Here is a 26943-nt window from a genome sequence, read left to right on the forward strand (position 1 = left end):
ACACCATGCGCCTGACCCCCAAATCGAAAACTCCGAAAGGCGTGCTGCTCCTGATCGCGGCACAGATCATCTGTGCCGTGTTTTTCCTCAGCGACGTGATCGACGATTTCCGCGGCTATGGCGCGACGGCCCTATACGACACACATATCCTGATCGAGAGCGCCTCGGCGTTTTTGCTCTGGATGGCGATCCTGTTCGAAATCCGCCTGTTCTTCGGTCTGCTGCGCCGCACGGCGCATCTTGAGTCGAGCCTCTCCATCGCACAGGCCGCCATGCATGACGTGATCGAGGCGCATTTCGAAAGCTGGGGGCTGACACCTTCGGAGCAGGATGTCGCGACCTTCATGGTCAAGGGGATGAGCATCTCCGAAATCGCCGCCCTACGCGGCAGCGCCGAAGGCACGATCAAAGCACATATGCACGCGATCTATCGCAAGTCGGGCACCCACAATCGCGGCGAGGTGCTCAGCCTTCTGATCGACAGCCTGATGGAGGACTCACCCCCCACCAACGAGACCACCTAAGAGCCTATTGCGGCGCGAATCGTGGTGGATTAGTCTCTGTTTATGGCTGTCTGCATCCTCTATCGAAAGACCGGCGAACGCCGCCCGCGATACTACCGCGTTGAGATCGCCATGAACCTTTTCGAAGAGATTTCCGTGTTGCGCGAATGGGGTGTGAGCGGCGGCAAGGGCCGCACGCGGATCGACCTTTTCGGCAACCTGCGCGAGGCCTCGAGCGCCGCCGACCGCTATCGTTCACGCGCGCAGCGGCGCGGCTATTCCCGCACCGACCGCGCGCTTGTCCCTGTCTAATTCGTCAGCCGCGCCACCGCCCCGGCCAAGACCTCAAGCCCGGTGACGAGATCCGCTTCGTCCGTGTCTTCCTCAAACGCATGGCTGATTCCGTTGATCGAGGGCACGAAAAGCATCGCAACCGGCAGATGCACCGCCACGTTCGTCGCGTCATGAAGCGCGCCCGAGGGCATCTCGCGCCAACGTTCTCCGGCTACCGATCCGGCGCTTTCGGCCAGCGCACCACGCAGGCGGGGATCCATCGCCACAGGTTCAAGCCCGAGCATCGGACCATAAGAAAGCGCAAGACCGCGCGCCTCGGCCACCTCTGCGATGGTGCTGCGGATGATCTCTTCCATCTTGCCAAGCCGCTCTGAACTCCCATCGCGCCACTGCATAGAGAACACCGCCTCGCCCGGTACGATCGAGCTCGCATTCGGCCGCAACGCCACGTGCCCGATGGTCCAGACGGTCTCGGGCGTCACCACCTCGGCCAGCGCCTCATTGAGCCGCGTCGCAATCTCGGCCAGCCCTTGGAACGCATCCTTGCGCAAGTGCATCGGCGTCGTCCCGGCATGGTTCTGTTCGCCCGTGAGCGTGACGCGCATGTCGCGGATACCGACAATATCCGTCACCACGCCAACCGCCTCGCCCGCCTTGTCGAGCCAGGGGCCTTGTTCGATATGCATCTCGATGAATCCGGTGAACCGATTTGGGTCGACAAAATCGCCCGCCATATCGGCCATCTTCGCGCGGGCATCGGCAAAACTGATCCCGGCGTGGTCGATAAAGCCATCCGCCTCGGCAAGCGGCACCTTCCCGGACCAAACCGTACTTCCCGTGGTGACGCCGAACCGGCCTTCTTCGTCTTGAAACGATACAACAGACACCGCAGGTCCGCCCGCCTCCTGTGCCGCGCGGGCGACCTCAAGCGCAGCCATCACACCCAGCGCCCCGTCGAGCCAACCGCCCTCGGGCTGGCTATCAGAATGCGACCCGAGAAGAAGCGACGGCCCCTCGGCCAGCCCCCAGACAGAGCCGACAGGATCGACATGTACCGAAAGCCCCGCAGCCTCCATCCTCTCCATGAGCCATTTGCGCGCGGCGATGTCCGCGTCGGAATAGGCCGGGCGCACGACCCCTTTGCCAACGCCCGCCGCACCAAAGCTCCGCAATTCGTGCAACTCTGCGAGAAACCGCTCTGCGTTGATCTTCATAGCACCCCTGCCTTCTACTCTGTGAAAATACGCCCGACGAAGACGCCCCCAAAAGAAGCGGGAGTCGCATCCGAACGGATACGACTCCCTTACCACCCGCGGATGGCGAATTGCAAAAAGGCTTACTCCGCCGCGATCTGTTCTGCCGCCTCAACCCGCACCGCTGAGAACTTGAACTCGGGGATCTTGCCATAGGGGTCGATGGCCGGGTTGGTAAGCACGTTGGCCGCCGCCTCGACATAGGCGAAGGGTACGAACACCATGTCCTCGGCCACAGCCCGGTCGGCCCGCGCCATGATCTCGATGGATCCGCGCCGCGTTGTCAGGCGCACCATGCCGCCCGGCTCGACCCCAAGACGGCGCAGCGTCTTGGGATGCAGGGAACAGTTGGCCTCCGGCTCGACCGCGTCGAGCACCATCGAGCGCCGCGTCATCGACCCGGTGTGCCAATGCTCGAGCTGCCGCCCCGTGGTCATGACCATCGGGAATTCCGCGTCTGGCGCTTCATCCGGCGGGATGACGGCGGCAGGGGTAAAGCGCGCCTTGCCCTCAGAGCGCGGGAATCCATCGCCGAACACAATCGCCTGACCGGGATCTTCCGGGCTGAGCGACGGATAGGTAACGGTCTCGGTCTTGAGGCGCTCCCACGTGATATTGTTGAGCGACGGCATGGTGCGCTTCATCTCGGCAAAGACTTCGCTCACGTCCGCATAGGGCCAATCAAGACCAATGCGGCGGGCAAGCTCGACCGTGATCGCCCAGTCTTCGCGCGCCTCACCCGGCGGCGTGACGGCGGGGCGCACACGCTGGACCTGACGGTTGGTGTTGGAGACCGTGCCGTTCTTCTCATAAAGCGCCGAGGCCGGCAGGATGATATCGGCAAAGTTCGCCGTCTCAGTAAGGAAGATATCCTGCACAACAAGGAGGTCGAGCTTGGCAAAGGCATCGCGCGCATGTTCGACATCGGGGTCGGACATGGCCGGGTTTTCGCCTTGGATATACATGCCCTTGATGTTGCCCGCATAGACCTGATCCACGATCTCGGTCACGGTCAGGCCCTTCTCGTTCGAGAAATCCCCCATGCCCCAGACCTCGGAGGCCAGCGCACGCGCATCATCATCGGTGACCGATTTGTAATCGGGCAGGAACATCGGGATAAGCCCCGCATCCGACGCGCCCTGCACGTTGTTCTGACCGCGCAGCGGGTGCAGGCCTGCGCCGGGCTTGCCAACATTGCCCGTCATAAGCGCCAGCGAAATGAGGCAGCGCGAATTGTCCGTGCCGTGGATATGCTGCGACACACCCATGCCCCAGAAGATCATCCCGGCCTTGCCTTCCGCAAAGGTCCGCGCGACGCGGCGGAGTTGCTCTGGGGAAACGCCGCAGATCTCGCTCATCGCCTCGGGACTGAAGCCCTTGAGGTGCTCGCGCTCCGCGTCCCAATTCTCGGTCCAGCGGTGGATATACTGGCTATCGTAAAGGCCCTCTTCGACGATCACATGCATGATCGCGTTGAGCATCGACACATCCGCGCCGGGGCGGAACTGCACCATCTCGGTCGCGAACCGACGCAAGCCAACGCCGCGCGGGTCCATCACGATGAGCTTGCCGCCGCGCTTGGTGAACTGTTTGAAATAGGTCGCGGCGACGGGGTGGTTCTCGATCGGGTTGGCCCCAATGATGATCGCCACATCCGCGTTCTCGATCTCGTTGAACGTCGCGGTCACAGCGCCCGACCCGACGTTTTCCATCAGCGCCGCAACCGACGACGCGTGACAAAGACGCGTGCAGTGGTCGACGTTGTTATGGCCAAAGCCCTGACGGATGAACTTCTGGAAGAGATAGGCCTCTTCGTTGGTGCATTTCGCCGAACCGAACCCGGCGACGTTGCGCGGGTTCTCGTCACGCAGGTCCATGAACCCTTTGGCCGCCAGATCAAGCGCCTCGTCCCAGGTCGCCTCGCGGAAATGGGTCGAGAGATCACCGGGATCGACGTTGAGCCCCTTCGCCGGGGCATCCTCGCGCCGGATAAGCGGCTTGGTGAGGCGATGTGGGTGGTGGATATAGTCGAACCCGAACCGCCCCTTGACGCAGAGACGGCCTTCGTTCGCCGGGCCATTGATGCCCTCAACGTATTTGACCTTCCCGTCCTTGACCTTGAGGCTGACCTTGCAGCCCACACCACAGAACGGACAGACGCTTTCGGTCTCGCTATCGAAATCGGCGCGATCCCCGACCTGATTCTCGTCCACCACGGTCGCGGGCATGAGCGCGCCCGTCGGACAGGCCTGCACACATTCGCCGCAAGCCACACAGGTCGAAGCGCCCATCGGGTCGCTGATGTCGAAGGTGGGATAGGCGTCATGTCCACGGCCTGCCATGCCGATCACGTCATTGACCTGCACTTCGCGACAGGCCCGCACGCAAAGACCACAAGAGATACAGGCGTCGAGATTGACGCTCATTGCCACGTGCGAATCGTCCAAGAGCGGGATGCGCCCCTCTTCGATCTTGGGGAATCGGCTCTCGGTGACGCCGTTGAGATCGGCCATGTCCCAAAGATGGGCGGATTTGTCATGTGCGTCCTCGCGCGGCGGCTGATCCGCGACAAGCATCTCGACCACCATCTTGCGCGCGCTTTCGGCGCGGTTGGAATTGGTGGTGACAACCATGCCCTCGGCGGGTTCGCGAATGCAGGACGCAGCCAGCGTGCGCTCGCCCTCGATCTCGACCATGCAGGCCCGGCAATTGCCATCGGGGCGATAGCCCGGTGCGGGCTTGTGGCACAGATGCGGAATCACGAGACCGCGGCCATTGGCGACTTCCCAGATGGTCTCGCCGGCCTGAGCCTCGACGGTTTCTCCATCCAGCGTGAAGGTGATGGTCTTGGACATGACAAACTCCCTATTCGCGGCCACTCTATCCTAGCATAGCCGGAACGCGAGTCGTCCAATCCGACAAGCCAATGCCGATTTGCGCCAAGGCGCACGCGACGGAACAGGTTTTCCCCCTTCCGCTTCACGCCCCGAAACAGTAGGCAAAAGCGGCAAGTTGAGAGGTTCCCGATGCCCCACATCACCCTTGTGCGCCACGGCCAAGCCAATACCGCGGCCCGCGACGAAATCAGCTATGACAGGCTCTCTGATCTCGGCCATCAGCAGGCCCGCTGGCTCGGCGCGCATATGGATGCGACGGGGGATCGGTTTCAGCGTGTCTATTGCGGCACCATGCGACGCCACGAAGAAACGGCGCAGGGCATGAATGTCGCCCCCGAGGCCGCGATCATCCGCGATCCACGCCTCAACGAATTCGCCTATTTCACCCTGTCACAGCTCATGGAAGAGCAACACGGCCTCTCAGTCCCGTCCGAGCGCGAAGAGTTCGTGCGCCACCTGCCTGCGGTGCTTGGCGCGTGGGAACGGGGCGAGATCGAGGGCGCGCCGGAGAGCTTTGATTCGTTTTATGGCCGCATCCGTGACGCCATGGCAGAAATCGCCGCCGGAGAAGGCCGCGCGCTTGTCGTGACCTCGGGCGGGCTCATTGGCACGGTATTGCGGCAGACGCTTTCGCTTGATGTGACGGGCTGGGCCTCTATGTGCCTCGCGATCATGAACACCTCGGTGCATCGCTGGCAGATGGTTCTGGATAAGCCGCTTCTGGTGCAATTCAACGGCGTCCCGCATCTCGAGACGCCAGATCGCCACCACGCGCAAACGCATCTTTGACAAAGAAAAAAGGGCCTGCGAAAGCCCTTTCACGCGATGTCGAAATCACGTCAGACGCGCCTTCGACGGCGCTTGGCGAGGATTAGGCCGCTGCGTCGTCGGCAATGCTCGTGTGGATGAACTTGCAGTCGCAATAGGGGCACTCGACCCAGCCTTGTTCGCGCGGAATCTGCAGGTAGACGCGCGGATGCCCAAGCGCGCCTTCACCGCCATCACAGGCCACCTTGTAGCTGTCTACGATCTTGGTCTCGGGGGCTTCGGTTGTCATCTTTGCTGGATCCTTCCGGTTGTCGTTCCGCTCTGGCTTGGATATGCGCAAATATGCGGCAAGCACAGCGTCGGAGCAAGAGCAGCCATGTCACAGAATGCCATCGAAATTCGCAACCTGCGCAAAACCTATCGGGGCAACAAGGGCACACCTCCCAAAGAGGCGCTCAAAGGTGTCGACCTCGACATCCCAAAAGGCTCGATCTTTGGCCTGCTCGGTCCCAACGGGGCAGGCAAATCCACGATGATCAATATTCTTGCCGGCCTTGTTGTGAAATCCTCTGGGGCGGTGCGTATATGGGGCTTCGATCAGGATCAGAACCCGCGCCAGTCTCGCGCCGCGATCGGGGTCATGCCGCAGGAACTCAACCTTGATCCGTTCTTTACCCCGCGTGGTACGCTCGAGGTGCAGGCCGGTCTTTACGGCGTTCCCAAAGCCCAGCGCCAAAGCGACGCCATCCTCGAGATGGTAGGCCTCTCAGACAAGGCCGAGGCCTACGCCCGCACGCTTTCAGGCGGGATGCGGCGCCGTCTCCTGCTTGGCAAGGCGCTGGTGCATGAGCCGCATATCCTTGTCCTCGACGAGCCGACCGCAGGCGTCGATATCGAACTGCGCCAGATGCTCTGGAGCAATATCCGCCGCCTCAACGAAGAACGCGGTATGACCATCATCCTGACAACGCATTACCTCGAAGAAGCCGAGGAAATGTGTGACGAGATCGCGATCATCAACCACGGCGAGCTTGTGGCGCGCGACAGCACCTCGAACCTTCTAGGACGTCTCGACCAGCGCACGCTTCTGATTGACCCCGCCGCGCCGCTTCCGGCCTTGCCGGAGCTTGCCGGAATCACGGTCGAGACCCGAGGCGACGGCACATTGGCCCTGACCTACCACGCCAAGGAAAAGAACGCGGGCGATGTGCTTGAGATGTTGCGCGAGGCAGGGGTGCGCATTCGCGATATCCGCACCGAACAGGCCGACCTCGAAGATGTCTTCCTGTCGCTGACCGCCTCGCACTAATCCTCGAAAAGGTGTTGCGTGCTGGCGATGGCTTCGGCGCTGTCGCGATCAACCGATAGGAAATCCATCAGAACACCGATGTGATCGTCGGTGCTGTCGATCTCGCGCATGCGCACGTGATTCTCGAAGTTCGCATCGCGGATTCGGTCGCTCTCGAGCACCATATCCTGACGGATCGTCGGCAGGATGCGTTCGATCGTTTCCTGCGGCGTCTGTGACCCGGCAAGCCCGATCCGCGTTGCGTGACCGATGAGGTAATCATCCGAGAACTTGCACTGAATCTCGAGAAGCCGCGTCCGCGACCGGTCTCCAAAGAAATCGTACAACAGGTCAAGCGAGGACGGGTCGAGGCAGACCACGAGCCGGTTCGTATCGTAATAGTCAAACAGCATCCGCATGAGGGCACGGCGATGTCGTGTGCGTTTGCCAAGCGTGCCCTGAATGCCGCCAAGATCGGGCAGCGGCGTGCTTTCTTCGTTGAAGAGATAGGCAATCGACGGCACGCCAGTCTGGGCGTGGATGCTCTCTAGAAGACGCTTGGCGACGTGCCATTTCTTGCACACGATGATCATCAGCTCGCGGTCGCGCCCGAGCGTCGATTCCGTCTCCCAGAAGCGCGTTGCAAACCGTCTCCCGATCCGCCCCCGCCCGGTCAAAAAACGAAACAGGCTCGGCCCCTCCGCCGAAATCTGGAACGACACACCAGTTTCACCAAACAGCGACCCAAGCCGCTCTTTCAACTCGACCGCCTCAGAGCTGATCTTGCGGGCGAAAAGGAAATCCTGACTCAAAAGCAGATCATAGTGATCGTTGTAAAAGGTAAGCGGCATCCCGTAGTCGGTAAACATCAGGAAAGTGAGCGTCCGGGTGCGGATTTCCTTTTCCGGCACAAGATGGCGCACGATGGTCTGAAAGAACGTTTCGTCCGGGATCCACGTGGTCCGAAAGAACCGCATCACATCCCGGCGCGCGCGCTTGAAATCAAGAACCTTTTCAATGGTTTCTCGCCGCAGACACCACCATTGCGATCCAATCTGCACTTGGATATCCGCCGGTATCTCGCGGGTGAGACCAAAGCGTTTCTGAAAATTGAAAGTCGCGTAGAAGCGCCATTTCTGGGTCCGTTCGTTGAACCAATGACGATAGATCAGGCGCTCTTTCTTCATCCCCGTCTTGATCCAGTCGCTTTCGAAGAAATCGAAACTCTCGATCCAATCGCAATCGTTCTCGTCGAGATAGCTATGGATGTAGTCAGCGGTCTTGATCGGCTGGCAATCGCCCGACAGCATGTAGAAATGTGTCGCCCGCGGAAAGGTCTCGACAGCGGCCTCAACGGCGTAAAGCGTCGCCTCGACGAGGGACCACTCGCCCCAACCGCATTTGATCCGCCGCTTGGCAAAGGCGACATTGGGATTGTCCTTGAGCCCCTCGCGGATCGTCTCAAACGCCTCGCGCTTGGCCCGCGCATCGAAATGGATCGAGATATAGTCGCCCTTCGATGTGAGCATCTGGGCCTGTTTGACAATCGCCTCCGGGTCTTTGTGACAGAGTAGAATGAAGGCGATTTTTGCCATAACGGAAACCTGCACCCCGGATTTACATTGATTGTTTACCTCAATAATGCTGAACGGACGTTGAATAAACAGGATTTCTTTGCTTTTTTATCCCCAAATCAAACTGTGGCCGCTTTGTCGGACGACAGGATAATCGGAGACAATCTATATGGGCTTTCCCGGGACTTGGATGACCGAGAGCGAAACCGTCGTGTATCGGGTCGTTCCCAAATGCGCCTGCTCGACCATCGGCCAGATCATGTACTACTCCGATCATGGCGAATTCTTTGATGGCGATATCCACGATGCCGAGGGCGGTATCCACAAGTGGGCAATCGAGGCGAGCCAGGAGCCGATCACGCGGAACGTCGTGGGGCATGAATCCTACGCCTTCACCTGCGTGCGCAACCCCTACACGCGCATCCTGTCCTCCTTCTTCGACAAGATCTGCGGCATTCAGCGCAACGGCCGCCGCTATCGCGGCAATCTCGTGCCGACGCTGGTGCAGAAATACGGGATCGAGGTTGGCGGCGACGATGGCAAGCAGGAGTTCGACCAGATCAAGAGCTTCCGCCGCTTCCTTCTCTTCGCCCGCGACACCATCCGCTGGCGCCGCCCGATGGATCCGGACATTCATTGGTCCGCCATGTCGGGCCATGTCTCGACCTTCATCGTCAATGGCGGACGCTACAACAACATCTTCTGGACCGAGAAGTTCAACGAAGGCATGCAATCCGTCCTCGACGCGATCGAGACGCCGCATTCCGTCGATCTCGAGCAGATCCCGCGTTTCAACGAATCCGAGGGCCACGGCCCCAAGCGCGCGCACCCGGTCGAAGACTATTTCGACGACCTGTCGATGCATCTCGTCTATGAAATCTACAAGCGCGACTTCCAGCTCTTCAAATACGATTTCGAAGACCCGTCCAACAAGATGCCCATCGGCGAGATCGACCTCGACGAGATCCACGCCAAGCTTGGCGACTGAACGACAAAGCCGCGCCCCTTAGGGACGCGGCTTTTTTCTTCGATTTCGGCGATCCTCAGATCAGGCCGGCATGCGCCATCGCGGCATCGACCTGTGCGCGCACCTTGTCGGAAAGCCCGACAAGCGGAAGGCGCACTTCCTCGTTGCAAAGACCAAGCTTCGACATGGCGTATTTCGCCCCGACAAGCCCCGGCTCGGCGAAGATCGCGATATGAAGCGGCATCAGGCGGTCCTGGTACTCAAGCGCCTTGGCGTAGTCACCCGCAAGCGTCGCCGCCTGGAACTCGGCACAGAGGCGCGGCGCAACATTCGCGGTCACAGAAATACAGCCCACACCGCCATGCGCGTTAAAGCCAAGCGCAGTCGCATCCTCGCCCGAAAGCTGGATGAAATCTTTGCCACAGGTGATCCGCTGTTGCGGCACGCGGGCAAGATCGCCCGTCGCATCCTTGACGCCGACAATGCGCGGCAGCTCGGCAAGCTTGCCCATCGTCTCGGGGCTCATGTCAATGACCGACCGGCCGGGGATGTTGTAAATGATGATCGGCAGTTCACAGCAATCATGCACCGCGGTGAAATGCGCGATGAGGCCCTGCTGCGTCGGCTTGTTGTAATAGGGCGTCACGACAAGAATCGCGTCCGCACCAACCTTTTCCGCGTGTTGAGCAAGGCGGATCGACTCAAGCGTGTTGTTCGATCCTGCCCCGGCAATGACCGGCACCCGGCCCGCTGCGGCGCGCACGACTTCCTCGACCACCTGCTCGTGCTCGCGGTGCGTGAGCGTCGGGCTCTCGCCAGTGGTGCCGACCGGCACGAATCCGCTCGTGCCTTCGCCGATATGCCATTCCACGAGTTTCTTGAGCGTCTCAATATCCAGCTCGCCGTTCGTGAACGGCGTGACGAGTGCGGGAATAGACCCTTTGAACATGACACGCTCCTTTTCTGCGGTGTACTGGCGAAACGCCCGGTTGATTTCAAACCGCGCGGACCCTACCCCTAGGGGGGTGGTCTTGCCAAGTTTGTGATTTGTGGCACGACCCGCGCAGATTTATGGTTCGGTTCTATCCTTTGTCACATTGGAAAATGCAAGACATGTTGCGCCTTCTTCCCGTTGTTTTCGTGACCTTCCTGACCGCAATCCCCGTTGCGCTCAGCGCCGAGACCCCGATTGCGCGCGCGCTCGACGCTGTACGCGCCAGAGATTGGCCCGCCGCAGCCGAAGAAGTGAAGGGCGCTGGACCGGTCGCGCGTGACATCGTCGAATGGCACCGCCTGCGCACCGGACAAGGCCGCCCGAAAGAGGTGCTCGCCTTCCTTGCCCGCCGTCCGAGCTGGCCCGGGCTTCCTTATTTGCGCGAGAAATCGGAAGACGCTTTCGCCTCGGCAAGTACCAATGACCTCGCCGCGCTCTTTGCCTATGGCCCGGCCCAGACCGCCGAGGGCGTGCTCTTGCAGGCGCGTCTCCTTGAGCGACAGAACCGCGAAGACGAGGCCAAGGCGCTTGTCATCAAGGCCTGGACAAGCATGGCCGTCGGACCCGGTGCACATGATGCCTTTCTCGATCGCTATGGCCGCCTCTTGCGCGCCCATCATGAGGACCGGATGGATTTCGTCCTCTGGCAAGGCTGGGAGAACAACACCAGTCGCATGATGCCGCTGGTGAATGACGGCTGGAAACGCCTCGCCAAGGCGCGGCTCGGCCTGCGCCAGCAGGTCAATGGCGTTGATGATCTGATCGCCGCCGTCCCCGCGAATCTGCGCGATCATCCGGGGCTGAACTACGAACGCTTCCTGTGGCGCGCGCGCAAGAACCGCGACGCCTCAGCCATCGAGCTTCTTTTGTCCGAAAGCGAAGCCGGGAAACTTGGCCGTGCTGAGGAATGGGCCGGACGCCGCCGAGGCCTCGCCCGCGAAAAGATGCGCGACGGTGCCTATGGCACGGCCTATCGCATCGCCGCAACGCATGGGCTTTCGCCGGACGTGGGCTATGCCTATTCCGATTGCGAGTGGATCGCGGGCTATATCGCCCTGCGCTTCCTCAACAAGCCCGGCGTCGCGGCCCAACATTTCGTCCGCTTCAAACAGTCCGTCGAAACCCCGATCTCGCTTGGACGCGCGGGGTATTGGCTTGGCCGCGCCTATGAGGCGATGGGCGACGCCGAAGCGGCCCAGCGCGCCTACCGCGAAGGCGGTGAGCACCAAACGAGCTTTTACGGCCTCCTCGCCGCCGAGAAGGCCGGCATGCCCCCAAGCAGCGATCTGCGCGGAGACGAGGTTTTCCCCGATTGGAAAACCGCCGCCTTCACCCAAAGCTCGGTCCATGAGGCCGCGCGCCTGCTCCTTGAGGGGGGCGAGCTTGCTCTGGCAGAGCGGTTCTGGCTCCACCTTTCCGAGACACAGGACCGCGAAACGCTTGGCCAGATGGGCACCATGGCGCAAGAGCTCGGCGCACCGCACGTTGCCGTCATGCTTGGCAAGAAGATGGCCCAGCGTGGCATCGTCCTTCCGGGGCCCTACTATGCGCTACACCCGCTGGTGAACGCCCGCCTTCCCGTGCCGCCGGAAATGGCCCTCGCCATCGCCCGCCGTGAGAGCGAATTCGACCCCTCCGTTGTCAGTGGCGCAGGGGCGCGCGGGTTGATGCAGGTGATGCCCGGCACCGCACGACAGGTCGCCGCCGCCATTGGCCAGCCCTATAGCCACGCGTGGCTGACATCGAACCCAGAGTACAACGTGACCCTCGGCACGTCCTATCTCGCCGGGCTGGCGCGGGAATTCGATGGCAACGTGATCCTGATCTCTGCGGGCTACAACGCCGGACCAAGCCGTCCGGAACGCTGGATGCGTGAACGTGGCGATCCCCGCCGACGCGGCGTCGACATAATCGACTGGATTGAACACATCCCCTTCTCGGAAACCCGCAACTACGTCATGCGCGTCGCCGAGAGTCTGCCGGTCTACCGCGCGCGTTTGGGGCGCAACCCCCATCCCGTGCCGTTCAGCCAGGAACTCGTCGGAAGCACCATCCGCGCCACCCGGTAGCCCTACTTCGCCTGCCGCTCCCGCCAGAGGGTGAATAGCCCTGCCGCCACGATGATCGCCGCGCCGATGGCCACGTTGGTGCGCAGCGTCTCGCCAAAGGCAAAAATGCCGAGCGCCGAAGCAAAGGGCAGTTGCAGATAGGCAAAGGGCTGCACCGCGCTGGCCTCGGCATGGTCATAGGTCTTGATCAAGAGCCAATGCCCAAGCACCCCGGTAATACAGAGCGTGATCATCCAATACCAATCCGTGCCGATGATCGGCTCCCAAAAGAACACGCCCACGGCGGTCATGCAGACCATACCGACGGTGCCCGTATAGAAAAAGCTCACAGCCGAGCCGTCATCCGTCGCGACATAGCGCGTCGCTAGACCATACACCGCAAACATGAGCGCGCCGACGATGGGCACGATGGCCGCGGGCGAAAAGACGCCATAACCGGGCTGCAGGATAATCAGCACCCCGATAAGCCCGACCCCGATCGCCGCCCAACGCCGCCAGCCGACACTTTCGCCAAGGATCGGCCCCGAAAGCGCGGCAATCATCAGCGGGTAACAGATAAAGATCGCATGGGTCTCGGTAAGACCCAGAAGCGTGAAAGACACCACCGTGACGACGATCTCCGCCGCCAGTAGCGCACCGCGAAACACCTGAAGCCAGAGATGCTTGGTCTTTACCGCCTTCCTCAATCCCCCCGGACGCCGCGCCGAAAGCGCAACGACAAAGGCGGCAAAGAACCAATAGCGGATCATCACCACGAGATAGGCGTTATACTCGCTCGCCATATAGCGCGAGATGCCGTCCTGCATCGCAAAGACAAAGGTCGTCAGGCACATCAACAGGATGCCGAGGCGGTTGTTCGTGCCGCTCATCCGCGTTTCCTCGCAACGCTCATATGGCGCTTGCGACCAAAGCCGGGAACGCGCGTGACATCGAACCCCGCCGCGTCGAGCCCGCGCCGCACAAACCCCGCCGCCGTATAGGTCGCCGCGCTGCCGCCCGATTTGGTATGTCGCCCCACCTCTGCCATGAGGTCAGCGTCCCAGAGTTCCGGGTTCTTGGCCGGGGAAAACCCGTCAAGAAACCATGCATCCGCGACAAAATCCTGTCTTGCCAGCGTTTCGCGCGCATCCCCGATCACCACCCGTGCCTCGACGCCCTCAAGCGTGGCAAGCGTCGGGTCCTCCCCCCACGCAGACACGAGGCGCGCGGCATAGGGCGCAAGCTCGGGAAAGGCCTCCAGCGCGCGCGCCATCTCATCGGCGCTCATCGGAAAGCCCTCGAAACTCGTGAACCGAAGCGGCCCGTCAACGCCCGCACCCTCCCAAGCCGCCCAAGTGGTCAGAAAGTTCAGCCCCGTGCCAAAGCCCAATTCTGCAATATGAAATCCCGGCACGAACCGTTCCGGCAGATCATTGCCCTGAAGAAACACATGCCGCGTTTCCGCAAGCCCGTTGTCGAGGCTGAAATACGGGTCGTCAAACCGCGTCGATACAGGGATAGCGCCATCGCGCCATTCCAGATTTGCTCTCTGGTCGCTCATGTCGGGATGCCTTAAACCGTCCGCGATGAGCATTGGTCCAAGGCGAGGGGTTTGGCAATGGTGGATGTGACCGTAATGGGCGCCGGGGCGTTTGGCCTCTCGGTCGCGTGGTCCTGTGTCAAACGCGGCGCCTCGGTACGCGTGGTGGACCCCTATGGCCTCGGCTCCGGCTCGTCCGGTGGCACGGTCGGCGCGCTTTCTCCGCACACGCCCGAGAACTGGAACGACAAGAAAGAGTTTCAGTTTCAAAGCCTCATCATGGCCGAAGACTACTGGTCCGAGATCGAAGACGTGAGCGGCCAGCACTCGGGCTACGGCCGCGTTGGGCGGCTTCAGCCAGTCATGAACGCGCGTGGCCTCGAGCTGGCCCGCGCCCGCGAAGAGACCGCCCGAGAGCTATGGCGCGGCAAGGCGGCATGGCGCGTGATCGAGGCTGCGGAAGCCGGTGATTGGGCACCCCTGACGCCGACAGGCTACCTCATCCACGACACGCTATCCGCCCGCATGAGCCCGCGTATGGCCTGCACCGCTCTGGCGGCGGCGCTGCGGGCGAAAGACACTGAAATCGTCTCTAACGCACCTGAAAATGGAAAAGTGGTCTGGGCGACCGGCTGGCGCGGGTTGGTCGATCTTTCCGAGGAGATGGGCCGCATGGTCGGCAATGGTGTCAAAGGGCAATCCGCCCTTCTGCGCCTCTCGCGCCCTGACGCACCACAACTCTACGCCGACGCCGTGCATATCATCCCGCATGTGGATGGCACCGTCGCCATCGGCTCCACCTCCGAGCGCGACTTCGACGCACCGGACACGACCGACGCGCTACTCGATGAGGTGATCGCCCGCGCCTTCGCCGCCGTGCCTGCCCTCGAAGGGGCCGAAGTCATCGAGCGTTGGGCCGGGGTCCGCCCCCGCGCCAAGAGTCGTGCGCCGATGCTTGGGGCGCACCCGACCAAACCGGGTCAGTTCATCGCCAATGGCGGCTTCAAGATCGGCTTTGGCATGGCCCCCAAAGTCGGAGAGGTCATGGCCGACCTGATCCTCGACGGAGAGGACAATATCCCCGAGCCCTTCAAACCCGAGGCGTCGCTCTAGGGTCAGGACCCTAACCCGCCTCGGCGATCATGCACTGCCGCCCATCCGGCCCCCGGACCCAGGCCGCATTGTCATCGCCCCAACAGAATTCGGCCTTCTCGAAATGCATGACCGGCGCGGTCGCACGGAAAGAGAACCGCCGCAGCCCGCCAAGCCGCTTTTCGGCCATGAGCATCAAAAGCTGCGCCAAGAGCGGCCCATGCACCACCAGCCCCTCATAGCCTTCGACATCGCGCGCATAGTCGAGGTCATAGTGGATGCGATGGCCGTTGAAGGTGAGCGCCGAGTAGCGGAACAACAGGGTCGAATCGAACCCTCTCTCCTCAACATGGATCTCGTCTCTCCGCGCCTTGGGTGGCACGGGCTTTGGCGCGCCGGGCATCGGGTCTTCGCGATATACAAGGTCTTGGAACTCGGTCACGCAAAGCGCGCCCGCCTGCTCCACATCATGACGTAGTTTGACGAATCCAAGCGGCCCTGTGCGCCCTTCCTTATGCTCTGCCGAGGCAACCGTGGTCGTTTTCACCGCCTCGATCCCGGCCTTCAGCGGCGCGTGAAACTCAAGCTGCCCGCCCGCCCACATGCGGCGCGGCAATCCCATGTCGGGGATGATCCCGCCAACCTTCGGATGCCCATCCCGGCCAAGCGCGCCGGGCGGCTGTGCATCCCAGAAATAGAGATAGTGAAAAAACGGTGGCAGGGCGTCGCCCGCCTCCACCTCTGCGGGCAGGTCGAGCGAGGTCAGGCAGGCCGCCGCGCGGGCGGGATCCATGGGATCGGTTTGACGGTGCATTGAAGTCTCGGCATTGTGCATGGCCAGACGCTAAGTCAGCCCCACAGGAGGCACAAGACCGGATGACACCCTCTCTCGCCTCCCTTGATCACCTCGTCCTGACCGTTGCGGATATCCCGGCCACTTGCCGGTTCTACGAAGACGTGCTTGGCATGACCGCAACGCGCTTTTCCCCCGCCGATGGCAGTACGCGCTGGGCTCTTTCCTTTGGGGCACAGAAAATCAACCTGCATAGGGCCGGGGCGGAATTCGACCCCAAAGCCGCCTTTCCGACGCCCGGCTCGGCCGATCTCTGTTTCCTCTCCAAGACGCCGGTTTCCGAGTGGCAAGACCACCTCGCAGCCAAGGACATCCCGATAGCAGACGGCCCGATCACACGCACAGGTGCAACCGGGCCGATCCTGTCGATCTATATTCGTGATCCCGACGGCAATCTCATCGAGATCAGCAACGTGACTTAGGCGGCTGTCGCCTTGGCAACCGCGTTGCGGTGCACCTCATCGCGCAGGTTCTCCATGAGCGGCTTGAGAAGCACCTCATAGTTGTCCGCAATACGGCCCTCGCCATTGAACTGATCCATCGCGGCCGCGACCATGATCTCCGGTCCATGCACAATCCGCGCCGGGAATGGTGCCATGGCAAGGCGCAGGTTGTGAAGCGCGCGTGCCCCCCCGGCCCGGCCCGCAGCGGCACTCATGATGGCAACCGGCTTGCCCGCCCAAGGCTTCACATCCGAACGGCTGATCCAATCGAGCGCGTTCTTGAGCACGCCGGGAATACCGCCGTTATATTCCGGTGTCGAAATGAGCACCGCATCCGCCGAAGCGATCTCGGCAACAAGAGTCTTCACGCTTTCGGGCAACCCCTCTGCGTCCTCGAGATCCCCGTCATAGAGCGGCAGCGCGAGGTCCGCTTCGACGAAGTCCACGTCGCCGTAAATCCGCACCGCCTCGCGCAGGAGTTTGCGGTTGGTCGAGCTTTTGCGAAGCGCCCCTGAGAGGCCAACAATCTTGGTCATTTTGGTCATCCTGATCTGCGTGTCCTAGCTTTGATACCAAAATAGACCCCCGCCCTGCGAACACAACTGCGCAAAATGAGGGGTGCCTGTGCAAATATGCAGATTAGCCCTGAGGCAGGATCACGATCTCGACCCGACGATTCTGCGCCTTGCCTGCTTCCGAAAGGTTCGACGCCACCGGATCGCTCTCGCCGCGCCCGATCGTCTCGATCCGGTCAAAGGCAACGCCCGCATCCATGAGCTTGTCCGCCACCGCCTCGGCACGAAGCTCCGAGAGGTTCTGGTTATACTCGGCCGAAGCGGTGTTGTCGGTATGGCCAATGACCTGCACGATAGAGTTCGGATATTTCTGCAGGCTCTGCGCCACCACGCGAAGGTCATCTGTCAGACCCGGCTGCACCGCGTAGCTGTCCGAGGCAAAAAGGATATCCTGCGGCAGGGTCACGATCAGGCGGTCGCCCGTGTTCTCAATCTGCACATCGTCATCAAGGTCTTCGCGCAGCTCCGCTTCCTGCTTGTCGAGCGCACTCCCGACAAGCGCCCCGGCCCCGGCACCAACCGCCGCACCCACCGCGACGTTGCTATCGGTGACAGCCGCTATCCCGGCACCAAGGATGCCGCCAAAGATCGCGCCCTGCTTGGCTTGGCGGTATTCGTCCCGCGCCTCGCCATCCCCGGTCACATAGGCCGGATCGGTACAGGCTGTGACACCGGCAAGCGACAGCGCACAAATCGACAGGATGGATTTCTTCATGACAGGGCCTCATATGCTCGTTTTGCCCACCATTGCGGTGGTTTTGGCCCAATATAAGCAAATCCCCGCCAACTCCCAAGAGGCAAGCCTGAACTGGTCGGCAGGAAGGTGCCTACCCTACCCCGCCTCGGCCTGCGCGGTCTCATAGGCGAGCAGCGCGCGCTTGACCGGCAGGCCCCAGTGATAGCCGCCCAAGCCGCCGGACTTGCGCATCGCCCGGTGGCACGGGATGAGCCAGCTCACCGGGTTGCGCCCGACCGCCGTGCCAACCGCGCGCACCGCTGCGGGCTTGCCGATCGCCCGGGCGATTTCCGAATAGGTCGTGACCTCGCCCGAGGGAATCCGCATGAGCGCCTCCCAGACCTTGATCTGCAACGGCGAGCCGATCATGTGCAGCGGCGTCTTGCCCTCCGCACCAGCCTTACCCGCATAGGCGCTCTCAACCCAAGGCCGAAGCCGCTCCGGCGCCTCGACGAATGCGGCCTCCGGCCAGCGTGACGTCAGATCCTGCATTGCTTCGGCCTCGCCCATCTCGGCGGCAAAGCCGATACCGCAAATGCCCTTCTCCGTACCCATAACAAGCGACAGGCCAAACGGGCTCGGGAACCAGCCCCAGTAGATCACGAGCCCCGCGCCCTTGCGCGCGAACTCGCCCGGACTCATCGCCTCCCAGCGCAAAAACAGATCATGCAACCGCCCCGACCCCGAAAGCCCCACGGCGTTTGACGTGTCGAGCGTGGTGAAATGATCATGCAAAAGCGCCTTGGCGTGGCCAAGCGTTAGGTATTGCTGAAACCGCTTCGGCGATACCCCGGCCCATTTGGTAAAGAGCCGTTGGAAATGCGCCGGGCTCATCCCCATTTCCCCTGCAAGATCCTCGAGCGATTTCGCCTCGTCACCTGCATCGATACTCTCGATCGCGCGGCGCATGACATTGAAATGATAGCCCTGCTCCATGTCGCTCATGGTCCGGTCCTCTTGCTGGCATGTGTCTATCGACAATACGCGCCTCCCCCCGACGGTTCGACCCGAATATTGCGCAAAGCTGCGGCATTGCGGGGCTTGTGCGCCCGTGTCGCCCCGTGCATGTAAGTGCGCATGGCCAAGCAACTTGATTACCACACGATCCGCGAGATCTTTACCCGCTTCCAAGCCGCCGAGCAGGAACCCAAGGGAGAACTCGACCACGTCAACGCCTATACGCTCGTCGTGGCCGTGGCGCTTTCGGCGCAGGCGACCGATGCGGGCGTCAACAAGGCGACCAAGGACCTCTTCAAGATTGCCGACACACCGCAGAAGATGCTCGACCTTGGCGAAGAGCAACTGATCGAACATATCAAGACCATCGGCCTTTACCGCAACAAGGCCAAGAACGTCATCAAGCTCTCGCGCATCCTTGTCGAGCAGTATGATGGCGAGGTGCCCTGTTCTCGCGCCGCGCTCGAAGGGCTTCCGGGTGTTGGCCGCAAGACGGCCAATGTCGTGCTCAACATGTGGTGGCGTTATCCGGCCCAGGCTGTCGATACCCACATCTTTCGCTTTGGCAACCGCTCCGGCGTCTGCCCCGGTAAGGATGTCGTCGCCGTCGAGCGCGCCATCGAAGACCATATTCCGGTGGATTTCCAACTCCACGCCCATCACTGGATGATCCTGCACGGGCGCTATGTCTGTAAGGCGCGCAAACCGTTGTGCAGCACCTGCCTCATCCGCGATCTCTGCCTATTCGAGGAAAAAACCCTATGAGCAAGTACCAGGTTGTCGGCATCGGCAACGCCGTTGTCGATGTCATCTCGCAATCCGATGACGCCTTCCTAAGCCGCAACGGCATTCAAAAAGGGGTCATGCAGCTCATCGAGCAGGAGCGCGGCGAGATGCTCTATGACGCGATGACCAACCGCACGCAATCGCCCGGCGGCTCTGTCGCCAATACCATCGCGGGGCTTGGCAGCCTTGGCCTCTCCACCGGTTTTATCGGCCGCGTGCATGACGATGAGCTTGGCCGGTTTTACGCCGACGGCATGGCCGAGGACGGCACCGTGTTCGTCAATCCGCCGGTGCCGGGCGGCGAACTGCCGACTTCGCGCTCGATGATCTTTGTCTCGCCCGATGGCGAGCGGTCGATGAATACCTATCTCGGCATCTCCGCCGAACTTGGCCCCGAGGATGTGCCGGACGATGTGGCGGGCCAAGCCGACCTCCTGTTCCTCGAGGGCTATCTCTACGACAAGCCCAAGGGCAAGGATGCCTTCGAGGCCGCGGCCCGCGCCTGTCGCGCAGGCGGCGGCAAGGCCGGCATCGCCCTCTCCGATCCGTTCTGTGTCGAGCGTCACCGCGCCGATTTCCGCCGCCTCGTGAAAGAGCTCGATTTCGTGATCGGCAACGAACATGAATGGCAGTCGCTCTATGAAACCGACCTCTCCAGCGCGCTGGAACAGGCGGCGGCCGAGGTGGGTATCGTCGTCTGCACGCGCTCGGGTCACGATGTTGTCCTCGTGCAGGGCGACAAAGAGGCCGTGGTGCCTGTGACAGAGATCACCCCGGTCGATGCCACCGGCGCAGGCGATCAATTCGCTGCCGGGTTTCTCTATGGGGTGGCCACGGGGAAGACCCTCGAGGTTGCCGGGCGCATGGGCTGTCTCTGCGCCGCCGAGGTGATCTCGCATTACGGTGCGCGGCCCGAGGCGGACCTGCTCGAGATGTTCAAGGCCGAGGGCCTCGTCTAACGCTGGTCTCAAGCGGAGCGCGCCCTAGGGCGCGCACAGGTTTAGCAGGCCCTAATGGGGCCTGCCGATGCGAGGCGCTGCCTCGCGCTCCGGAGTATTTTCACAAAGGGGAAGATCAAAGGAGCAAGAGCGCAACCGCCACCGCAACCCCCGAGGCCGCAACACCCCCTGCCGCGCCAAGCGTGATCCATGGCCAGAGGCGGCGCTTTTCATCCTGCGGCGGGCTCGCCTGTGCGATGAGCGCGGATTCGACGAGATCCGGAAGGCGCGGACCGAACCGGGCCAAGACCCTTCCTGTCTTCAGGAGATCGCGCGCAAGGGCGCGCGGGCCGAGGCTCTTCTTGATGTACGCCTCGACCTCGGGCTTGGCGACATCCCAGATGTTGAGGCTCGGATCGAGCGAGCGTGCCACGCCTTCGACCACGACCATCGTGCGTTGCAGGAGGATCAGCTCGGTGCGGGTTTCCATGCCAAAGCGTTCTGTCACCTCGAACAGGTAGGAGAGCAGCCGCCCCATGGAAATCCGCGTGGCATCCATGCCGAAGATCGGCTCGCCCACGGCGCGCAGGGCACGGGCAAAGGCATCCACGTCGCGATCCGCCGGGACATAACCCGCCTCGAAATGCACCTCAGCAACGCGTTGGTAATCACGCTGGATAAAGCCGAACAGGATCTCGGCATAGACCCGGCGTGTATATTCGTCGATATAGCCCATAATCCCGAAATCATAAGCGATGATATCGCCATTCGCCGCGACCTTGAGATTGCCCTGGTGCATGTCGGCGTGGAAGAACCCGTCGCGCAGCGCGTGGCGCAGGAAGAGCGACAGAACACGGCTCCCAAGGGCGTGCCGGTCATGCCCAGCTGCATCGAGCGCCGCGTTGTCACCAAGCGACACGCCCTCGGCCCAGCTCATGGTCATCACCCGACGGCCCGAAAGATCCCATTGAATCCGGGGCACCTGAAAGCCGGGATCGCCGGCGGTATTGTCGGAGAACTCGCTCGCACTCGCGCTTTCGAGGCGCAAGTCCAACTCGCCCGTCACCACCCCGTCGAAATGTTCGATCACGTCGCGAGGGCGCAAGCGGCGCGAGGCGGGAGAGAGAAACTCGATCACATCCGCCGCGAAATAAAACGCATCGACATCCTTACGAAAGGCGCGCTCGATCCCCGGACGCAGAACCTTGACCGCGACCTCTTCGCCGGTCTCGGCAAGCTGCGCCTTATGCACCTGCGCGATGGAGGCGGCGGCAACCGGTTCGGAAAACGCCGAGAACACCTCGTCGACTGGGCGGCCAAGCTCATCCTCGACGGCGCGCTTGGCTGTGGCAACCGGGAAGGGCGGCAGGCGATCCTGCAGCACGCGCAGCTGCGTCGCAAGCTCCGTGCCAACCACATCGGGCCGTGTCGAGAGCACCTGACCGAACTTGATATAGGCCGGGCCAAGCGCCGTCAGCGCGCGGGTGATCGGCGGCATGGCCGGGTCGCCCTTGATCCCGAGCCAACGAAACGGCCAGACCAATGCGCGCGCCGCGATACGGATCAACTTGGGCGCTTCGAACGCATCAAGGACGGCGCGCATCGCGCCTGTGCGCTCGAGCGTTGCGCCCGTCCGGATCAATCGCCAGAGATTATGCGGCCCCTTCAAATCTTCCACCCCGAATGCAGCGCCGCGATCCCCATCGAGAGGTTGCGATACTTGGCGTTCTCAAAGCCCGCCGCCTTCACCATGTCGAGGAAGGTCTCCTGATCAGGGAACTTGCGGATCGACTCCACGAGATATTGGTAACTGTCGCGATCCCCGGCAATCGCCTGCCCCATGCGCGGGATGATGTTGAAGGAGTAGAGATCATAGGCCTTCTGCATCATGTCATTGGGGATCTGGCTAAACTCGAGCACCATGAGCCGTCCGCCGGGGCGCAGCACGCGATACGCCTCGTTGAGAGCCTCCTGCGGTCGCGTCACGTTCCGAATGCCAAAGGAGATCGTGTAGACATCAAACGTATTGTCCTCGAACGGGAGCGCCATCGCATCGCCCACGACCCAATCGAGGCTCGAGGCCATCTGCTCCGCTTCGGCGCGTTTGCGCCCCTCGACAAGCATCGGCTCCGTGAGGTCGAGCACCGTGGCATGGCCCGTCCCCGCACGGTCGAGAAAGCGGAAGGAAATATCGCCCGTGCCGCCCGCCACATCGAGCAACCTCTGCCCCGGGCGCGGCGCGAGCCAATCCATCATCGCGTCTTTCCAGACGCGGTGAATCCCGACGCTCATCACATCGTTCATGATGTCATATTTCGAGGCCACCGAGCCGAACACGCCCTGCACGCGCCCTGCCTTCTCGTCCTCGCGGACAGTCTCGAAACCGAAATGGGTTGTGTTGGAGGAGGGATCACTCATGACAGACGCCTTCTTTTGTCGCGCCCTACATATAGCGCAGGACAAAGGCATACAATGCGCCGCTCTACCCTGCGCGCTCAAAAGCCGCTAAACCCTTTCGAAATTCATCCTCACGAGGCCCTCATGCCCGAACTGCCCGAAGTTGAAACCGTCCGCCGCGGCCTTGCCCCTTCGATGGAAGGCGCGGTGATTGCGCGGGCGCAGGTCAATCGCCCCGATCTGCGCTGGCCCTTTCCGGAGCGCATGGCCGAGCGCCTGACCGGGGCGCGGGTGCTGATGCTGCGGCGACGGTCGAAGTATATCCTCGCGGATCTCGACACGGGCGAAACCCTCCTGATCCATCTCGGCATGTCCGGGCGGATGACGGTTTCGGGCGATCCCTTGGGCCAATTCGTCCATGACCACCCCGCGCAAGAGAAACATGACCACGTGATCTTTGACATGGAGAACGGCGCCCGGGTGACGTTCAACGATCCCCGTCGTTTCGGCGCGATGGATCTCCTGACAACCGCCGAGGCCGACACCCACGCGCTTCTTGCGTCGCTCGGGCCAGAGCCGCTCGGCAATGCATTCGACGAAGAGTACCTCGTCCAGCGACTCAAGAACCGGCGCACGCCGATCAAAACCGCCCTTCTGGATCAACATATCGTCGCCGGTCTTGGCAATATCTACGTCTGCGAGACCCTCTACAGGGGCGGCGTGTCGCCACGTCGCAAGGCCGCGAACCTCTCGGAAAAGCGTATTCGCACCCTCGTCCCGATCATCCGTGAGGTGCTTTCGGACGCCATCGAGGCGGGCGGTTCTTCCCTGCGCGATTTCCGCCAAGCCGATGGAGAGCTTGGATATTTTCAGCATAGTTTCGATGTGTACGGTCGCGAAGGCGCACCCTGTCACCGGTCGGGATGCGGCGGCACGATCGCCCGAATCACCCAATCGGGCCGGTCGTCCTTCTACTGCCCGCAATGCCAAAGATAGCTTGAACCACGAAGCAACAATGGTAAGGAATCGTCCCTGACCGGAACAAAGGAAAGCTTCACTCATGGCTTTTGAGACGATCATCGTCGAAATTGAGGACCACGTGGCCCTCATCAAACTGAACCGCCCGAACGCTCTGAACGCGCTCAACCAACAGCTCATTACCGAACTGGCGACCGCGCTCGAAGAGGCAGACGCGAATGACAAGGTGCGCTGTATCGTTCTGACCGGGTCGGACAAGGCCTTCGCCGCTGGCGCGGACATCAAGGAAATGTCCTCGATGACCTACGCCGAGGTGAACGTTTCGAACCTCTTTGCCTCGACCAATGATCGGATCGTGGCGATCCGCAAGCCGATCATCGCCGCTGTCTCCGGCTATGCGCTGGGCGGTGGATGCGAACTGGCCATGGCGTGCGATTTCATCATCGCCTCCGACACGGCCAAGTTCGGCCAGCCCGAGGTCAATCTCGGTGTGATCGCCGGGATTGGCGGCACCCAGCGCCTGACCCGCCTTGTTGGCAAATCCAAAGCGATGGACATGAACCTCACCGGCCGCTTCATGGACGCCGAAGAGGCCGAGCGTGCAGGTCTCGTGAGCCGCGTTGTGCCCGCCAAAAAGCTGATGGACGAAGCGATGGGCGCCGCCCAGAAGATCGCCGAGAAATCCATGATCGCGACCCGCGCCGCCAAGGAAGCCGTGAACCGCTCCTACGAGACCACGCTCGCCGAGGGTCTCTTGTTTGAGCGCCGCCTCTTCCATTCTCTGTTCGCGACCGACGATCAGAAAGAAGGCATGGCCGCCTTCATGGAAAAGCGCACCGCGCAATTCCGCGACAAGTAACTCAAAGCGCGACAATCCCATCATGAGGGCAGGCTTCGGCCTGCCCTTTTTGTTGGCGGGAGGGCCTTGCAACCTCCGGGTTCGGTCCGATCCGGTACCGAAAACCCGCACCACCACAATACCGACGTGATACCGACGCGATACAGACCCTTGTTTTTCGCGCTTTCAAACTCGTAAGAAGGAAGAAACGACCTCGCTATGCAGGCGCGTGCCGGGCCGTCCTGTCATCGTCGTCGCCGGAACCGCTCAATGAGTCCTTCCCCAAATCGCACCCCCCCGTCCTCGACCTGCGTCGCGATTTGCACCTGTGATCGACATGCCCACCTGCACAAACTCCTGTCGCATATGCCGCACAGCTTCGAAGGTCAGCAGGTCACGATCTTTGTCGCCGACAACGGCAATGCCAGCGCCGCCAAGACCCTCGACCCGTTCCGCGATCGGTTCGACATTCGCTATCTTCGCGTCGCGCAATCCGGGGTTTCACCGGCCCGAAACGCCGTCCTGCGCGCCGCCTTTGATGCGGGCTATGCCTTTGTCGCCTGCATCGACGATGACGAATGGCCAACGCCGCAATGGCTCACCAGCCTAAGCGCCCCCGGCCTTGCAGGGCAGGCCGATATCGTCATTGGCCCGTCCAAGGCCGACCTGCAACAGAACGATCCAAGCTGGATCATCGACGGCGCGCTGCTCGACCGCTATGGCCTCTTGTTCGGCACCCATAACATCCTGCTAAGCGCCGCCGTCATGCCCCCCTCCGAGACGGACTGGTTCAAGGATGAGTTCGCCCATAGCGGCGGCGGGGATTGGGAATTCATTACGCGGATGGAAAAGGCCGGCGCCCGGCTGGCCTATGCGCCTGATGCGCTGGTGCACGAACATGTGCCCGCACGGCGCAAGACGATCCGCTATTTCCTATCGCTCGGTGTGCGCGAAGGCACCACCTTCGTCAAAGCCGCCCGCCTGCAAAACAAGGGCAGACTGCGCCCTGTGTTGCTGTCCCTACGCGAGATGCTGCGCAAGATCGGGTTCGGGCTGTATCACATCGCCCTCTCTCCGACCGCGCGCTGGCACCTTGTGCGCGCAGGCATGGATTTCTCCGCCGCCGCCGCGATTCTCCCGGCCCTGCTTGGACAGAGCTTTGCCTTCTATGGCCGTGAGCGGACACGCTCCTGAATGGAATCGCCCCCCCGCATATCCGTCGGCGTCGCCCTAAGCACATGTGACAGACCCGCCTATCTGCGCCACTTGCTCGCAACCCTGCAAAACGATCCAACCAGCCCCGAGATCGTCATTTACGTCGCTGACAATGGCCATGCATCGATGCAAGAGATCGCTGCCGAGTTTGGCGTACAATACCGTCGTATCGACGCACCGGGCATCTCGGTGTCCCGCAATGCAGCGCTCGACATGGCTGTATCTGGCGGGCACGCCTATATTGCCTTTATCGACGATGATGAATGGCCCGCGCCAGGCTGGCTCGCCGCGCTCCTTGAAACCGCAACACGCCAAAAGGCCCAGCTCGTCGGTGGCCCGGCTCTGCCCGATCCGAACGCCACCATTCCGCAATGGCTTCATGAGGGCGATTATCTCGCCAAGGGACCGGGCAACTACGGCACCTACAATCTCCTGATCGAGACCGCCGCGCTACCGCCGCGCGGAGAATGGTTTTCCGATCATTGCAATCTCGTCGGTGGCGAGGATGACGAGATGATCCGCCGTATTCGCGCAAAAGGTGCCCGGTTTGTCTACTGCGAGGCGGCCCTCGTCTATGAACACGTGCCGCCAAGTCGACTTCATCCAAGCCGCTATGTGCGCAACGGCCTGCGCCAAGGCGCCACCGCGGTCGCCGCCATGCGTTTCCGTGGCGTCTCGCCCCTGCGCATGTGGCAACGAATCTTGGCCCGCGCGTCTCGAAAAACTGCCTTCGGCCTCTATCACCTGCTCCTCATCCCAACCGGCTATTGGCACCTTGTTCAGGCCCGAAAGGACTTTGCCACCGCCCGCAGCCTGATTCTAAGCGGTCTCGGCAAACGCTATGTCTTCTATAGCCGTGATGCAGACCACTAGGACCGCCACAGTTTCCTGTTTGCATCCTTGGCAAAAACCTCTATAGACCGCCGTCATACATGCGCGTGCAGCCCGCTCAGGCTTGAATCGATTCTCCCCAGACGGAGAGATCCCGTTCGGGTCGTGGCACGCATTT

27 protein-coding genes are annotated in these 26943 nt (G+C 61.8%); 14 read left to right on the top strand and 13 right to left on the bottom strand.

Annotation, left to right across the window (positions count from 1 at the left end):
• Nucleotides 1-5 precede the first annotated feature (5 nt).
• On the top strand, nucleotides 6-524 hold the full coding sequence (locus MK745_RS12070; RefSeq protein WP_243613553.1) for a helix-turn-helix transcriptional regulator: 519 nt from the start codon (nucleotides 6-8) through the stop codon (nucleotides 522-524).
• 42 nt (nucleotides 525-566) lie between these two features.
• Nucleotides 567-815, top strand: coding sequence for a WGR domain-containing protein (locus tag MK745_RS12075; protein ID WP_243613554.1), 249 nt, complete (start codon nucleotides 567-569; stop codon nucleotides 813-815).
• Here MK745_RS12075 and MK745_RS12080 read toward each other — a convergent pair.
• Together MK745_RS12080 and fdhF are read right to left on the bottom strand one after the other, a co-directional pair.
• On the bottom strand, nucleotides 812-2011 hold the full coding sequence (locus MK745_RS12080) for a hydantoinase/carbamoylase family amidase (RefSeq protein WP_243613555.1): 1200 nt from the start codon (nucleotides 2009-2011) through the stop codon (nucleotides 812-814). The genes MK745_RS12075 and MK745_RS12080 overlap by 4 nt on opposite strands.
• A gap of 122 nt (nucleotides 2012-2133) precedes the next feature.
• Complete coding sequence (fdhF, locus tag MK745_RS12085; protein ID WP_243613556.1) at nucleotides 2134-4905, bottom strand: formate dehydrogenase subunit alpha; 2772 nt, start codon at nucleotides 4903-4905, stop codon at nucleotides 2134-2136.
• Between the two features lie 171 nt (nucleotides 4906-5076).
• Between fdhF and MK745_RS12090 the strand changes: the two genes are divergently transcribed.
• Entirely contained in the window at nucleotides 5077-5736 is a 660-nt protein-coding gene (locus MK745_RS12090) for a histidine phosphatase family protein (protein WP_243613557.1), read from the top strand.
• An 82-nt stretch (nucleotides 5737-5818) separates the two neighbouring features.
• On the opposite strand, the gene MK745_RS12095 is transcribed toward MK745_RS12090, so the two are convergent.
• Complete coding sequence (locus tag MK745_RS12095) at nucleotides 5819-6004, bottom strand: zinc-finger domain-containing protein (protein ID WP_243613558.1); 186 nt, start codon at nucleotides 6002-6004, stop codon at nucleotides 5819-5821.
• Nucleotides 6005-6091: 87 nt separating this feature from the next.
• Here MK745_RS12095 and MK745_RS12100 point away from each other — a divergent pair, with 87 nt between their 5' ends.
• Nucleotides 6092-7024 carry an ABC transporter ATP-binding protein gene (locus MK745_RS12100; protein WP_243613559.1) on the top strand — a complete coding sequence of 311 codons (933 nt, stop codon included), beginning with the start codon at nucleotides 6092-6094 and terminating at the stop codon, nucleotides 7022-7024.
• Here the strand turns inward: MK745_RS12100 and MK745_RS12105 are convergent.
• The gene (locus MK745_RS12105) at nucleotides 7021-8598 is read right to left on the bottom strand and encodes a DUF5928 domain-containing protein (protein WP_243613560.1); all 1578 of its coding nucleotides are present in this window, start codon (nucleotides 8596-8598) and stop codon (nucleotides 7021-7023) included. The two genes, MK745_RS12100 and MK745_RS12105, sit on opposite strands and share 4 nt — an antisense overlap.
• A gap of 148 nt (nucleotides 8599-8746) precedes the next feature.
• Between MK745_RS12105 and MK745_RS12110 the strand changes: the two genes are divergently transcribed.
• Complete coding sequence (locus tag MK745_RS12110; RefSeq protein WP_243613561.1) at nucleotides 8747-9565, top strand: sulfotransferase family protein; 819 nt, start codon at nucleotides 8747-8749, stop codon at nucleotides 9563-9565.
• A gap of 55 nt (nucleotides 9566-9620) precedes the next feature.
• Here the strand turns inward: MK745_RS12110 and dapA are convergent, their stop codons facing one another.
• The gene (dapA, locus tag MK745_RS12115) at nucleotides 9621-10493 is read right to left on the bottom strand and encodes a 4-hydroxy-tetrahydrodipicolinate synthase (protein WP_243613562.1); all 873 of its coding nucleotides are present in this window, start codon (nucleotides 10491-10493) and stop codon (nucleotides 9621-9623) included.
• 164 nt (nucleotides 10494-10657) lie between these two features.
• Here dapA and MK745_RS12120 point away from each other — a divergent pair, with 164 nt between their 5' ends.
• Entirely contained in the window at nucleotides 10658-12607 is a 1950-nt protein-coding gene (locus tag MK745_RS12120; RefSeq protein ID WP_243613563.1) for a lytic transglycosylase domain-containing protein, read from the top strand.
• 2 nt (nucleotides 12608-12609) lie between these two features.
• On the opposite strand, the gene MK745_RS12125 is transcribed toward MK745_RS12120, so the two are convergent.
• Both MK745_RS12125 and mnmD read right to left on the bottom strand, forming a co-directional pair.
• Nucleotides 12610-13476 carry a DMT family transporter gene (locus MK745_RS12125; protein ID WP_243613564.1) on the bottom strand — a complete coding sequence of 289 codons (867 nt, stop codon included), beginning with the start codon at nucleotides 13474-13476 and terminating at the stop codon, nucleotides 12610-12612.
• Complete coding sequence (gene mnmD / locus MK745_RS12130; RefSeq protein WP_243613565.1) at nucleotides 13473-14147, bottom strand: tRNA (5-methylaminomethyl-2-thiouridine)(34)-methyltransferase MnmD; 675 nt, start codon at nucleotides 14145-14147, stop codon at nucleotides 13473-13475. The genes MK745_RS12125 and mnmD overlap by 4 nt, the downstream gene beginning before the upstream one ends.
• Before the next feature lie 57 nt (nucleotides 14148-14204).
• Here mnmD and MK745_RS12135 point away from each other — a divergent pair, with 57 nt between their 5' ends.
• A complete protein-coding gene (locus MK745_RS12135) occupies nucleotides 14205-15239 on the top strand; it encodes an NAD(P)/FAD-dependent oxidoreductase (protein WP_243613566.1) in 1035 nt (344 codons plus the stop codon).
• 10 nt (nucleotides 15240-15249) lie between these two features.
• On the opposite strand, the gene MK745_RS12140 is transcribed toward MK745_RS12135, so the two are convergent.
• Entirely contained in the window at nucleotides 15250-16032 is a 783-nt protein-coding gene (locus tag MK745_RS12140; RefSeq protein ID WP_243613567.1) for an FAS1-like dehydratase domain-containing protein, read from the bottom strand.
• Between the two features lie 62 nt (nucleotides 16033-16094).
• Here MK745_RS12140 and MK745_RS12145 point away from each other — a divergent pair, with 62 nt between their 5' ends.
• Nucleotides 16095-16493 carry a VOC family protein gene (locus tag MK745_RS12145; protein WP_243613568.1) on the top strand — a complete coding sequence of 133 codons (399 nt, stop codon included), beginning with the start codon at nucleotides 16095-16097 and terminating at the stop codon, nucleotides 16491-16493.
• Here MK745_RS12145 and MK745_RS12150 read toward each other — a convergent pair.
• The 3 genes from MK745_RS12150 to MK745_RS12160 all read right to left on the bottom strand — a co-directional run bounded on the left by MK745_RS12150 (nucleotide 16490) and on the right by MK745_RS12160 (nucleotide 18770).
• On the bottom strand, nucleotides 16490-17050 hold the full coding sequence (locus MK745_RS12150) for an NADPH-dependent FMN reductase (protein WP_317275171.1): 561 nt from the start codon (nucleotides 17048-17050) through the stop codon (nucleotides 16490-16492). The two genes, MK745_RS12145 and MK745_RS12150, sit on opposite strands and share 4 nt — an antisense overlap.
• Nucleotides 17051-17153: 103 nt before the next feature.
• Nucleotides 17154-17804, bottom strand: coding sequence for an OmpA family protein (locus MK745_RS12155; protein ID WP_243613570.1), 651 nt, complete (start codon nucleotides 17802-17804; stop codon nucleotides 17154-17156).
• A gap of 117 nt (nucleotides 17805-17921) precedes the next feature.
• Nucleotides 17922-18770 carry a methylated-DNA--[protein]-cysteine S-methyltransferase gene (locus tag MK745_RS12160; protein ID WP_243613571.1) on the bottom strand — a complete coding sequence of 283 codons (849 nt, stop codon included), beginning with the start codon at nucleotides 18768-18770 and terminating at the stop codon, nucleotides 17922-17924.
• Between the two features lie 132 nt (nucleotides 18771-18902).
• On the opposite strand from MK745_RS12160, the gene nth reads away from it, so the two are divergent.
• Both nth and MK745_RS12170 read left to right on the top strand, forming a co-directional pair.
• The gene (gene nth, locus MK745_RS12165) at nucleotides 18903-19547 is read left to right on the top strand and encodes an endonuclease III (protein ID WP_243613572.1); all 645 of its coding nucleotides are present in this window, start codon (nucleotides 18903-18905) and stop codon (nucleotides 19545-19547) included.
• Nucleotides 19544-20527, top strand: coding sequence for an adenosine kinase (locus MK745_RS12170; protein WP_243613573.1), 984 nt, complete (start codon nucleotides 19544-19546; stop codon nucleotides 20525-20527). The genes nth and MK745_RS12170 overlap by 4 nt, the downstream gene beginning before the upstream one ends.
• Before the next feature lie 115 nt (nucleotides 20528-20642).
• Here the strand turns inward: MK745_RS12170 and ubiB are convergent, their stop codons facing one another.
• Complete coding sequence (gene ubiB, locus MK745_RS12175) at nucleotides 20643-22175, bottom strand: 2-polyprenylphenol 6-hydroxylase (RefSeq protein ID WP_243613574.1); 1533 nt, start codon at nucleotides 22173-22175, stop codon at nucleotides 20643-20645.
• The gene (ubiE, locus tag MK745_RS12180; protein ID WP_243613575.1) at nucleotides 22172-22924 is read right to left on the bottom strand and encodes a bifunctional demethylmenaquinone methyltransferase/2-methoxy-6-polyprenyl-1,4-benzoquinol methylase UbiE; all 753 of its coding nucleotides are present in this window, start codon (nucleotides 22922-22924) and stop codon (nucleotides 22172-22174) included. Before ubiE ends, ubiB begins: the two co-directional genes overlap by 4 nt.
• A 123-nt stretch (nucleotides 22925-23047) precedes the next feature.
• On the opposite strand from ubiE, the gene mutM reads away from it, so the two are divergent.
• The 4 genes from mutM to MK745_RS12200 all read left to right on the top strand — a co-directional run bounded on the left by mutM (nucleotide 23048) and on the right by MK745_RS12200 (nucleotide 26807).
• Nucleotides 23048-23899: a bifunctional DNA-formamidopyrimidine glycosylase/DNA-(apurinic or apyrimidinic site) lyase gene (mutM, locus tag MK745_RS12185; RefSeq protein ID WP_243613576.1), complete on the top strand. Its 852-nt coding sequence runs from the start codon at nucleotides 23048-23050 to the stop codon at nucleotides 23897-23899.
• A 64-nt stretch (nucleotides 23900-23963) separates the two neighbouring features.
• Complete coding sequence (locus MK745_RS12190) at nucleotides 23964-24740, top strand: enoyl-CoA hydratase (RefSeq protein WP_243613577.1); 777 nt, start codon at nucleotides 23964-23966, stop codon at nucleotides 24738-24740.
• A 249-nt stretch (nucleotides 24741-24989) separates the two neighbouring features.
• Nucleotides 24990-25913 (top strand): glycosyltransferase family 2 protein, encoded by a 924-nt coding sequence (locus MK745_RS12195; RefSeq protein ID WP_243613578.1) that lies wholly within the window; start codon nucleotides 24990-24992, stop codon nucleotides 25911-25913.
• Entirely contained in the window at nucleotides 25914-26807 is an 894-nt protein-coding gene (locus tag MK745_RS12200) for a glycosyltransferase (protein WP_243613579.1), read from the top strand.
• Nucleotides 26808-26943: the final 136 nt, after the last annotated feature.

The organism is Shimia aestuarii (genome assembly GCF_022814865.1).
Lineage (GTDB): Bacteria > Pseudomonadota > Alphaproteobacteria > Rhodobacterales > Rhodobacteraceae > Shimia > Shimia aestuarii_A.

Excerpts from the sequence above, each read along its gene's own strand:
- MK745_RS12070 (WP_243613553.1), top strand. The coding sequence starts at position 6 with ATGCGCCTGACCCCCAAATCGAAAACTCCGAAAGGCGTGCTGCTCCTG.
- MK745_RS12075 (WP_243613554.1), top strand. The coding sequence starts at position 567 with ATGGCTGTCTGCATCCTCTATCGAAAGACCGGCGAACGCCGCCCGCGA.
- MK745_RS12080 (WP_243613555.1), bottom strand. The coding sequence starts at position 2,011 with ATGAAGATCAACGCAGAGCGGTTTCTCGCAGAGTTGCACGAATTGCGG.
- fdhF (WP_243613556.1), bottom strand. The coding sequence starts at position 4,905 with ATGTCCAAGACCATCACCTTCACGCTGGATGGAGAAACCGTCGAGGCT.
- MK745_RS12090 (WP_243613557.1), top strand. The coding sequence starts at position 5,077 with ATGCCCCACATCACCCTTGTGCGCCACGGCCAAGCCAATACCGCGGCC.
- MK745_RS12095 (WP_243613558.1), bottom strand. The coding sequence starts at position 6,004 with ATGACAACCGAAGCCCCCGAGACCAAGATCGTAGACAGCTACAAGGTG.
- MK745_RS12100 (WP_243613559.1), top strand. The coding sequence starts at position 6,092 with ATGTCACAGAATGCCATCGAAATTCGCAACCTGCGCAAAACCTATCGG.
- MK745_RS12105 (WP_243613560.1), bottom strand. The coding sequence starts at position 8,598 with ATGGCAAAAATCGCCTTCATTCTACTCTGTCACAAAGACCCGGAGGCG.
- MK745_RS12110 (WP_243613561.1), top strand. The coding sequence starts at position 8,747 with ATGGGCTTTCCCGGGACTTGGATGACCGAGAGCGAAACCGTCGTGTAT.
- dapA (WP_243613562.1), bottom strand. The coding sequence starts at position 10,493 with ATGTTCAAAGGGTCTATTCCCGCACTCGTCACGCCGTTCACGAACGGC.
- MK745_RS12120 (WP_243613563.1), top strand. The coding sequence starts at position 10,658 with ATGTTGCGCCTTCTTCCCGTTGTTTTCGTGACCTTCCTGACCGCAATC.
- MK745_RS12125 (WP_243613564.1), bottom strand. The coding sequence starts at position 13,476 with ATGAGCGGCACGAACAACCGCCTCGGCATCCTGTTGATGTGCCTGACG.
- mnmD (WP_243613565.1), bottom strand. The coding sequence starts at position 14,147 with ATGAGCGACCAGAGAGCAAATCTGGAATGGCGCGATGGCGCTATCCCT.
- MK745_RS12135 (WP_243613566.1), top strand. The coding sequence starts at position 14,205 with ATGGTGGATGTGACCGTAATGGGCGCCGGGGCGTTTGGCCTCTCGGTC.
- MK745_RS12140 (WP_243613567.1), bottom strand. The coding sequence starts at position 16,032 with ATGCACCGTCAAACCGATCCCATGGATCCCGCCCGCGCGGCGGCCTGC.
- MK745_RS12145 (WP_243613568.1), top strand. The coding sequence starts at position 16,095 with ATGACACCCTCTCTCGCCTCCCTTGATCACCTCGTCCTGACCGTTGCG.
- MK745_RS12150 (WP_317275171.1), bottom strand. The coding sequence starts at position 17,050 with ATGACCAAGATTGTTGGCCTCTCAGGGGCGCTTCGCAAAAGCTCGACC.
- MK745_RS12155 (WP_243613570.1), bottom strand. The coding sequence starts at position 17,804 with ATGAAGAAATCCATCCTGTCGATTTGTGCGCTGTCGCTTGCCGGTGTC.
- MK745_RS12160 (WP_243613571.1), bottom strand. The coding sequence starts at position 18,770 with ATGAGCGACATGGAGCAGGGCTATCATTTCAATGTCATGCGCCGCGCG.
- nth (WP_243613572.1), top strand. The coding sequence starts at position 18,903 with ATGGCCAAGCAACTTGATTACCACACGATCCGCGAGATCTTTACCCGC.
- MK745_RS12170 (WP_243613573.1), top strand. The coding sequence starts at position 19,544 with ATGAGCAAGTACCAGGTTGTCGGCATCGGCAACGCCGTTGTCGATGTC.
- ubiE (WP_243613575.1), bottom strand. The coding sequence starts at position 22,924 with ATGAGTGATCCCTCCTCCAACACAACCCATTTCGGTTTCGAGACTGTC.
- mutM (WP_243613576.1), top strand. The coding sequence starts at position 23,048 with ATGCCCGAACTGCCCGAAGTTGAAACCGTCCGCCGCGGCCTTGCCCCT.
- MK745_RS12190 (WP_243613577.1), top strand. The coding sequence starts at position 23,964 with ATGGCTTTTGAGACGATCATCGTCGAAATTGAGGACCACGTGGCCCTC.
- MK745_RS12195 (WP_243613578.1), top strand. The coding sequence starts at position 24,990 with ATGAGTCCTTCCCCAAATCGCACCCCCCCGTCCTCGACCTGCGTCGCG.
- MK745_RS12200 (WP_243613579.1), top strand. The coding sequence starts at position 25,914 with ATGGAATCGCCCCCCCGCATATCCGTCGGCGTCGCCCTAAGCACATGT.